Annotated in this window: 12 protein-coding genes and 2 pseudogenes; 13 read left to right on the top strand and 1 reads right to left on the bottom strand. The window is 48.0% G+C overall.

From position 1 onward, the window contains the following. The coding region (locus tag Q0256_RS00940) for an isopentenyl transferase family protein (RefSeq protein ID WP_297959186.1) at positions 1-489 on the bottom strand (489 nt) is incomplete at its 3' end. A gap of 96 nt (positions 490-585) precedes the next feature. Between Q0256_RS00940 and mqnP the strand changes: the two genes are divergently transcribed. The 13 genes and pseudogenes from mqnP to Q0256_RS00880 all read left to right on the top strand — a co-directional run. Further along, entirely contained in the window at positions 586-1,455 is an 870-nt protein-coding gene (gene mqnP, locus Q0256_RS00935; protein ID WP_297959184.1) for a menaquinone biosynthesis prenyltransferase MqnP, read from the top strand. A gap of 9 nt (positions 1,456-1,464) precedes the next feature. Beyond that, the gene (locus tag Q0256_RS00930) at positions 1,465-1,824 is read left to right on the top strand and encodes a hypothetical protein (protein ID WP_005869739.1); all 360 of its coding nucleotides are present in this window, start codon (positions 1,465-1,467) and stop codon (positions 1,822-1,824) included. Positions 1,825-1,904: 80 nt separating this feature from the next. Next, a complete protein-coding gene (moaA, locus tag Q0256_RS00925) occupies positions 1,905-2,870 on the top strand; it encodes a GTP 3',8-cyclase MoaA (RefSeq protein ID WP_297959181.1) in 966 nt (321 codons plus the stop codon). Next, positions 2,867-3,109, top strand: a pseudogene (locus Q0256_RS11560) (7-carboxy-7-deazaguanine synthase QueE); the annotation flags it as partial. The gene moaA and the pseudogene Q0256_RS11560, both read left to right, overlap by 4 nt. After that, positions 3,089-3,832, top strand: a complete 744-nt coding sequence (locus Q0256_RS00920; RefSeq protein ID WP_367271931.1) for a hypothetical protein — start codon at positions 3,089-3,091, stop codon at positions 3,830-3,832. The pseudogene Q0256_RS11560 and the gene Q0256_RS00920, both read left to right, overlap by 21 nt. Next, complete coding sequence (locus tag Q0256_RS00915) at positions 3,829-4,410, top strand: 6-carboxytetrahydropterin synthase (protein WP_297959178.1); 582 nt, start codon at positions 3,829-3,831, stop codon at positions 4,408-4,410. The genes Q0256_RS00920 and Q0256_RS00915 overlap by 4 nt, the downstream gene beginning before the upstream one ends. Then, entirely contained in the window at positions 4,410-4,631 is a 222-nt protein-coding gene (locus tag Q0256_RS00910; RefSeq protein WP_297959176.1) for a hypothetical protein, read from the top strand. The genes Q0256_RS00915 and Q0256_RS00910 overlap by 1 nt, the downstream gene beginning before the upstream one ends. Before the next feature lie 377 nt (positions 4,632-5,008). Then, positions 5,009-5,491 (top strand): hypothetical protein, encoded by a 483-nt coding sequence (locus tag Q0256_RS00905; protein WP_297959174.1) that lies wholly within the window; start codon positions 5,009-5,011, stop codon positions 5,489-5,491. Continuing rightward, positions 5,491-6,147, top strand: a complete 657-nt coding sequence (locus tag Q0256_RS00900; RefSeq protein WP_297959188.1) for a 16S rRNA (uracil(1498)-N(3))-methyltransferase — start codon at positions 5,491-5,493, stop codon at positions 6,145-6,147. Before Q0256_RS00905 ends, Q0256_RS00900 begins: the two co-directional genes overlap by 1 nt. Positions 6,148-6,486: 339 nt before the next feature. Then, positions 6,487-6,687, top strand: coding sequence for a 50S ribosomal protein L31 (gene rpmE / locus Q0256_RS00895; RefSeq protein WP_177387662.1), 201 nt, complete (start codon positions 6,487-6,489; stop codon positions 6,685-6,687). Then, a complete protein-coding gene (gene rsmI, locus Q0256_RS00890; protein WP_297959172.1) occupies positions 6,688-7,503 on the top strand; it encodes a 16S rRNA (cytidine(1402)-2'-O)-methyltransferase in 816 nt (271 codons plus the stop codon). A gap of 35 nt (positions 7,504-7,538) precedes the next feature. Further along, complete coding sequence (rlmB, locus tag Q0256_RS00885; protein ID WP_297959170.1) at positions 7,539-8,240, top strand: 23S rRNA (guanosine(2251)-2'-O)-methyltransferase RlmB; 702 nt, start codon at positions 7,539-7,541, stop codon at positions 8,238-8,240. Beyond that, positions 8,212-8,911 (top strand): annotated as a pseudogene (locus Q0256_RS00880) (hypothetical protein); the annotation flags it as partial. The gene rlmB and the pseudogene Q0256_RS00880, both read left to right, overlap by 29 nt.

Below are 8,911 nucleotides of genomic sequence, written 5' to 3'. Positions count from 1 at the left end.
GCTTAGCCATTTTTTTAACCGAAAGCTGTCCGCCGCACTAAATTTCGCAGCAAATTCCGGATCGATCCGCCGCGCTAGGGCGTAAATTTCATCGTTTGAAATTTCGCTTTTAAAATCGGGAACCTTCGGCGCCAGCCCGCTTAGCATCGCCTTTAGATAAAACCCGCTGCCGCCCGTGATTATCAAAGGCGCGCCGCTACGCCCCGCAAAAGCCCGCGCGGCTGCGTATTCTTTGATAAACTCGCCGACGCTGAAGTACTCGTTTGGGTAGATTAAATTTACGCCGAAGTGCCTGATCTCGCGCAGCTGCTCCTCGCTTGGCTTGGCGCTTGCGATGTCGATCTGCCGATAAATGCAGAGCGAATCCAGGCTCAAAATCACGGCGCCGATTTCGCGCGCGATACTTAGCGCAAGATCGCTTTTGCCGCTTGCGGTGGTGCCGATGATCGTGATCTGCGGGCTTGCGTGCGAGTTTTGGTTTTGGCTCAAGGCGTTTCCTTTCGTAAATTTTTCGTTCAAATTATATCAAATTTAGAGCTATTCTTACTTTTTTTTGATACAATGGTGCCCAAAATAAGGGGCGAAATGGCTAAATTTAAAGAAATTTTATCCGATATCAACGAATTAATAGTTTTTAAACACTCGGTTTTCGCGCTGCCGTTTATCTTTACGGCGATGATTACTGCGAGCAAGCTGCAAAACGGCTCGGTATGGTTCGGCTGGAAATTGCTTTTTTTGGGAATTTTATGCGCGGTGAGCGCCAGAAGCTTCGCAATGGCGCTAAATCGCTACTTGGACGAGGATATCGACCGCGCCAATCCGCGCTGCGCCTCGCGCCCTAGCGTGGACGGACGGATCGGACGCGGGAATTTGCTGCTTTTCATCATCGCAAACGCGGTGGTTTTCATAGCGGTTTCGGCGCTTATAAATCCTTTGGCGCTTAAGCTTTCGGTGCCGATTTTAGCGGCACTGGGCGGGTATTCGTATTTTAAGCGCTTTAGCGAGACCGCGCATTTGATGCTCGGCTTTTGCTTAGGGCTTGCGCCGATTGCGGGAGCGATCGCCGTTAGCGGCGGAATTCCGCTATGGTCGGTGCTGCTGTGCTTTGGAGTAGTATTTTGGGTAGGCGGCTTTGACGTGCTGTATTCGCTTCAAGATATGGAATTTGACCGCACGGCGGGGCTTTACAGCATCCCTGCGCTTTACGGCAAGGAAGCGTCGATGTTTATCTCTAAAATTTTTCATGCCGTAGCGGTGCTTTTTTGGCTGCTGTTTTGCGCGGCGGCAAATTTAGGCTTTTTTGCCTATCTGGGCGTGGCTGCGTGCGCGACGATCCTGTACTTCGAGCATAAGATCGTGCAGAAAGATTTTAGCAAGATCGATCGTGCGTTTTTCACGCTCAACGGCTACTTGGGCATCGCCTTTTTTGCTTTTGTTTTTGTAAATTTATTTTAAGGAACCCCTATGGATCTTAACACTATCATCATTTTAGGACTTTGCGTCGTTATATTTTTAATGTTTTTCGTCATATATTTTAAGGATAAGCAAGCGGATAAAAAATTCGAGCGATTCGATCAGGTGTTGACCGATGCTATGCAGGAAAACTATCTGCTTAAAAAGAAGGTCGAGGAGCTAAAAGAGATGATCGATTCGGGCGGCAAAGTCGCTCCCAATATCGATATAAACGCGATTGCAGATGTGATCGACGAGACGATAGAGCAGAGACTAGACGTAGTGCCTACGATGATCGACGAGCGGGTAGAAAAGCAGATCAGACCGCTACTAGATCAGCTTAAAGAGCTCATCGGCTCGGTAAGAAAATAGCCGGAGCAATATAAAAATAAAATTTTGCAAAATCGCTTTGTTTTTTATATAATCGCCGCAAATTGATATTAAGGCAAAATATGCTAATTGATAAATTTGGACGAACGATCGATTATTTGCGCATTTCGGTTACGCAGCGGTGTAATTTCAGATGCAGATATTGCATGCCTGCTACGCCGTTTAATTGGGTGCCGCGAGAGAATATTTTAAGCTTTGAGGAGATGTTTTTATTCATCAAGGTTGCGATCGACGGCGGCGTAAAAAAGATCCGTATCACCGGCGGCGAACCACTGGTGCGAAAGCGGACCGAGGATTTTATAAAGATGATCGCGGATTACGCCCCGGGTATCGATATTGCGCTTACCACCAACGGATATTATCTCAAAAATTATGCGCGCGCCCTGAAAGACGCAGGGCTAAAGCGAATTAATATGTCGCTTGACTCGCTGCGACCGGAGCGGGCTAAATTTATAGCTCAGCGCGGCGTGCTTTATAACGTCCTAGAAGGCCTTGACGCCGCGCTTGAAGCGGGACTAAAAGTCAAGCTAAACACCGTCGCGCTAAAAGGGATCAACGACGACGAGCTTATTTATTTGCTGGAATTTGCCCGCGAGAAGGATTGTCAGATCCGCTTCATAGAATTTATGGAAAACACCCATGCCGGCGATCTTACAGGCTTAAAATCAAACGAAATTTTAGATATTTTAAGGCGTAAATTTGTCTTTACCGCTCTGCCGAAATCGCAAAGTTCGCCCGCGTCGCTTTACGCGCTCGGGGACGGCTACACCTTCGGTATCATCGATCCGCACAAGCATGATTTTTGCGAGAGCTGCAACCGCATCAGACTAAGCGCCGAGGGGCTTTTGATCCCTTGTCTTTACTTCGAGGACGCACTAAGTATCAAAAAGGCGGTCAAAGAGGGCGACATCGCCGCCGCCGCCGAAATTTTAGCTAAAATTTTAGCGAATAAGCCCGAAAAAAATCGCTGGCAGACGGACGCTTCGAATGAAATTTCAAGTCGCGCATTTTACGAGACGGGCGGATGAGGCTCGTAGAGAGCTTTTTAAGCATCCAAGGCGAGGGCAAATACGCAGGCAGGCTCGCGTTTTTCTTTCGCTTTGCGGGCTGTAATCTGCGCTGCGAGGGCTTCGGCGGCGAGCGCATTTCGCCAAAGACCGGCGAGATCTTGCGCGGTTGCGATACGATCCGCGCGGTTTTTACAAACCACTTCGAGCACGAAGAAATTTTAAATTTAACGCAACTTTTGAATAAAATTCCAAATTTATCCGATTCATCCTGTTCTGAACCCGCGTGCTCTGCGGCAGGTTTTTGCGTCGCCGAGGCTTTTTCTGAAAGCGATACCTTAAATTCCGCCGCCGCGCAAACACCTTTTTGCCAAAAGGATAATGGAGAGAATTCTTTAAATTTAACGAGCGAAAATTCTTTAAATTTCGCAGTGCAAAATTCTTTAAATTTAAATCCGCAAAGCTCCGTCTCGCCGCAGAGCGCTAAGCTTTATCAAAAGCCCATCATCGTTATTACCGGCGGCGAGCCGCTACTGCATCACAAAGAGACGCTATTTTACGAGTTCGTCTGCGAGCTGCTCGCGCGCGGACACGCAGTGCACTTCGAAACCAACGGCACGATTTTAGTGGATTTTGAAAAATTTCCCGCCTACAAAAGCTGCGTCTTTGCGGTCTCGCCTAAGCTTTCAAACTCCGCCGAGCCGCGCGAACGCAGGTTAAACTTCGCCGCGCTGCGAAGCTTAAAACAAAACGCAAAAGATAGTTTTTACAAGTTCGTCATCTCGCCCGAGTTTGACGCGCAGCCCGAGATTAGAGAAATTTTAGCGGCGTGCGAGAGCGAAGTTTATTGTATGCCGCGCGGCGCAGATCGTCGCGAGCTGGAAAGTGGCGCGCAATTTTGCGTGGATTTTTGCCTAAAAAACGGCTATAATTACTCCGATCGCCTGCACATTAGAATTTGGGGCGAGAAGGACGGGGTATGATAATTAGGAAATTATACGAATTCGAAAACGCTCACATCGTGCGCCTGTGCGGCTCGAAGCGGTGCCGCACTAGCATCCACGGCCACTCCTACAGATGCGAAATTTTGCTTAGCTCAAATTTTTTAGATGAAGCGGGTATGGTTTACGACTTTGGTTATATGAAGCTCGGTATTCGCGAGCTTATCGATAGTTTCGACCACGCCACGACGATCTACGCGCGCGATGATGCGGGCTACATCGCGGATCTTAAAAAACACAGCGCGCGCTGGGTGCAGATACCGCTAAATCCGAGCGCGGAGCAGTTTTGTAGAATTTTTTTCGTCCTAATTGACCGACTTTTGAGCTTAACTCAGATGCAAAACGGCGAGCGCGAAGTAAAGCTTCACAGCGTCATCGTGCACGAAACGGCCACCGGCTACGCGCAGTGCTTCCGCGAGGACGCCTACAACGCGCAGATGGGCGAGATCGCGCTGGATGAGATAGAATTCTCGCCCGCCGTGCGCGAGGAGTGGAGGCAGCCGGAGCTTTGGCAAAAGCTGCTGCGCAGCGAAAAAATCATCTATCCAAAGGACTGCTGATGAGAAATTTATTTAAATTTGGCGCGGGGTTTGTGCGCGTTTTTGCCGCGTGCGCGATCTTTGCCTGCGCGCTTGCTTTGGGCGGTTGCGACGATGAGAAAAAGGACGCCTTGCAAAAGCCGCCGGTAGATAGCGAGGTGCCGAAGGACGTACCTATCGCGCCTAGCGAGCCCAAAGTCGATATAAACGCCGATATGCTGCCGCTTCCGGTGACCGAATAGGACGGAGCGTTGAAAAATCGGCGGCTAAATTTGAAAATTTTTAAAATTTGCATAGTTCGTATGCGGCGTGCGAGCGCGATTTCGGTGTCTTTTTTGCCTATGCGATCTGCGCAGAGAAATTTTAAATTTTATAAAGCTCTAACTGCGAAATTTTATTCTTGGCGCGAGATATACTGCACGAAACCGCGATTAGAAGGTGGCGGGATAAATTTTAACGCAACAAATATCCGCAGCCGCTTTAAAGAGTTTTTAAAATTTCAAAGGTGCGGAGCAGGTCTGCTTTATCTTGCGCCGAAAAAATTTGCGTTAAAATTTGATCGTTTCGGCTCTAGCCGCGCAAAATTTTATTTCGCGAATTTAACTCCCTGGCGGAAGTGATGGATTATCTGTATCAAAGCGCCCTGGGTTTTCATAAGTTTTTCGCGCTAGCTACGGCGATTTTAACGATAATTTATCTGATTTTTACCCAGCTTAAGATCGATGCGGCGGCGGAATTTTGCTCGCGCGGCAAGGCTTTAAATTCCGCCGCCTCCGCGCCGCAAGCTGGGAATTTAAAGCAAAAAAGCAGATCTGGGCTTAGATTTCTTAGGCGCATCAGGCTGTTTTTGCCGATATATTATTCGTGCATCGCGGCGCTGATAATTAGCGGAAGCGTGATGCTAGCGGTGCTGCGCTTCGATTTGAGCTTTAGAATTTACTTCATGGCGGCCGCAGCGCTAGCGATGATCATACTTAGCGCGGCGTCGTACAAGCGGCTAAAAATCGCGTATCTGAGCCAAAACTTTGCGCCGTATCAGCGCAAAATGCGGGTGATTTTGGGGCTAAGCTTAGCGATAATTTTGATAGCGAGTGTTATTTGATGGTATATTTTTACGATAAGTTTGCAGGCGAACAGAGCCTGATTTTGCAGAATGATCAGTTTTTGCACCTAAAGGCCAGGCGAGCAAGGGCGGGCGAGCGCATAGACGTGCGAAATCTTGAGGACGGGGCGAGTTATCTATATGAGATCGTCGAAATTTCGCGCAAAGGCGCGGCTTTGAATTTAGTTTTTAAAAGCTCCGTTTTTACGCCGAGCCACGATTTTTGCGTCGCTTGGGCGGTCGTCGAGAGCGCCGTGATCGAAAAGAGCCTGCCTGCGCTAAACGAGATGGGCGTCGGGCGGCTTGTTTTGGTCTATGCCGATCTGTCGCAGAAAAACGTGCGGCTCGATCCGCAGAGGATGGAGCGGATTTTGATCAACTCGTCGCAGCAATGCGGGCGAAATTCCATCATGCAGATCGAGGTTTTGAGCGGCTCGGACGAGCTAGCGCAAAGATATGAAAACGTAAGCCTGATCGATTTTGGCGGCAAGAACATCGACATTTTCGGCGGCGATGAGATCGCCTTCATCGGCCCGGAGGGCGGGTTTTCGCCGCGCGAAAGGGAGAAATTTAAAAACGCCTATGCGCTTAATAGCCCTTATATTTTGCGCTCAAACACCGCGCTGATCGCAACTTGCGCGAAGTTGATGTTTTAAGCGCTCGGCAAATTTTAAAATTTAAAAAGTCAGGCGCTTTAAATTTTGGAATTTAAAATTTACTCTGCGCGATCCGCTATGTTTATCTGCGGCTTGACGTGCTGCGCGTGTTTGCCGCGGCACATCTTCGTGCACTGTATTTTGCACGCCGCAGTAGGTTGCAATACAATAAATTTTACTCGCAAAACGGGCTAAATTTTAAAATTTTCGCGTCCAAAAAGCTTGCTCGAAAGAAAATCCGCCGTTTTGCCTAGAGTTTTTTAAAACCCTTTAAATTTGCTTTTTAGATAAAAAAGTTGTATAATCGCTACCTTTTAAAATCATCAAAAAGGATCAAAAATGAAAAAAGATATCCACCCAAACTTTGTCGAAACGACCGTTACCTGCGCTTGCGGAAACACTTTTAAAACGCGCTCGAACAAGCCTGAGATCCGCGTCGATATCTGCTCCAATTGCCATCCGTTTTTCACCGGCAGCGAGAAGATCGTAGATAGCGCGGGCCGCGTCGAGAAATTTAAGCAAAAATACGGAATGAAATAGTTGCTATATCTCATTCCTACGCCGATAGGAAATCTAAGCGATATCTCGAGCCGCGCGCTTGAGGTATTGCAAAGCTGCGAAATCCTAATCTGCGAGGATACGAGGGTTTCAAAAAAACTTCTAAACTTATTATCCGATAAATTTCAAATCTCATTTAAAATTTCACAGTTTTACTCTCTGCACACGCACAACGAAACGGAGTTTTTCGCTGACTTTGATCCGACGCTTCTGCGCGAAAAAGCTTGCGCATACGTAAGCGATGCGGGCATGCCCTGCATCAGCGATCCGGGAATTGCGCTCGTAAAATTTGCGCAGCGAAGTGGCGTGCCTTACGAGGTGCTTAGCGGCGCAAACGCTCTGCTGCTCGCAGCCGCCGCAAGCGGGCTAGTGGAGAAAGAATTTAGCTTTTTAGGCTTTTTGAATAATGACGGCGCGCAGCGCAAAGCTCAGATTCTAAATTTAATGCAGAGCCCCTATCCGTGCGTACTTTACGAATCCCCAAAGCGCGTGGTAAAGCTAATTGAGCAGATCGCGGGGATCGATGCGCAGCGCAAAATTTTTGCGATTAAGGAAGCCACGAAAAAATTTGAAACCAAATTTTTCGGTAGCGCCGCGGAGCTCTTGCTGGAGCTGAAAGGCGCAAATTTAAACGGCGAATGGTGCGTCGTGATTGACGGCGCAGGCGAGAAAAGCTTTGAAAAAATCACGCAAGAAGATATTCTCTCGCTTGAGATCGCGCCGAAAATAAAAGCGAAACTACTCTCAAAAATAAATGGCGAACCCGCCAAAGAAATATATAAAAATTTGATACGCTAAGTCATATTTTAACCGTTTTTCGCTAAAATCCCAAAATGATTATTTACGGCAAGCAGCTGTTTTTGCACCTTTTAAACCGGCATCCGCAGAAATTTATCCGCATCATCCTTGCTAAGGAGTGCGAGAAAGAAATTTTTAAAAAGATCGCCGCGACCGGCGTAAAAATCGAGCGCGCCGATGCGAAAAAAGCTCAAGCCCTCGCTCGCGGCGGCAACCATCAAGGCTTTTTAGCCGAGGTGGAGGAGTTTAGCTTCGGCGATCTGGCCAGCGTCAAAGACGATAAATTCGTGCCGATCCTTTATGGGCTTACCGACGTCGGAAACATCGGCGCGATAATGCGCAGCGCCTATGCTTTGGGCGCGGACAGCGTGATCGTCGTCGCAAATAATCTAAATATGGCGGGCGTAGTGCGCGCAAGCTCGGGCGCGGCGTATGAGCTAAACGTCGTTAAGGCCGCAGACGGGCTTAGCGTGCTAAATGAGCTTAAACAAAGCGGCTTTGAAATTTACGCCGCGAGTGCGGACGGGACGAGCTTTAAGGAGTTAGAGCTCGGCGCGAAAAACGCACTCGTAATGGGGAACGAAGAAGAGGGGATACCTGCTAGAGCGCTTAAAAAATGCGACTGCGCGGTATCAATAAAGATGCGCGAAGGCTGGGATTCGCTTAACGTAAGCGCGGCATTTGCGATACTATGCGATGGAATTTTAAATGGAAGAAATAGAAGAGAAGTTAAATAATACGGACGAGCAGGCGGAACAAACCGAGAAGCCGGAGCAAACACAGCAGCCAAAAAATAGCGATCTGGATAAATTAAAATCTATGGATCTCATCGAGATAGCGCGCACGACGCGCATCGACGCGCAAAATTTAGAATATATCATCAACAAAGACTTCGAAAAACTTGCAAATTTTAACGTGAAGGGCTATATTAAAATTTTAGAGCGCGAGTTCGGGCTGGATCTATCGGACTGGCTTAGCGAGTTTGAGAGCGCCAAAGCGAGCTTTGCGCCCATTAAAAAAGCTAAAGTCGAGCAGGTCTATGGTCAAAGGGTCAGCCCTAACAAAAGCGGCAGCGGTTGGCTTTTATGGCTGCTTGCAATGGTATTAATCATAGGCGCAATCTTTTATTTCGGACTTTATAAAAGCTTCGGTGAATTTTTGGGCTCACTTTTATGGGAACAAAACAAAACCACCTACTCGGACGCTCCGATCGTAAATAACACTCAAAAAAAGCTTGAAAACATCGGTATCGACGTCGTTTCGCACAACGCTACAGATGAAAAATTCGCACTAAAGTCAGATGCCAATGCAGCCGCTGCTGTGGATGAAAATTTAAGCTCGCTCAATGCGCTGGATCGCTCTATCAGGATCGAGCGCGCGAGCATTAAGACTGAGGAAAATTCTACCG

Source organism: uncultured Campylobacter sp., from assembly GCF_937949835.1.
In the GTDB taxonomy this organism is placed as follows: domain Bacteria; phylum Campylobacterota; class Campylobacteria; order Campylobacterales; family Campylobacteraceae; genus Campylobacter_B.
The sequence above is the reverse complement of the archived record's forward strand: the minus strand, read 5'-3'. Positions and strand labels throughout refer to the sequence as shown.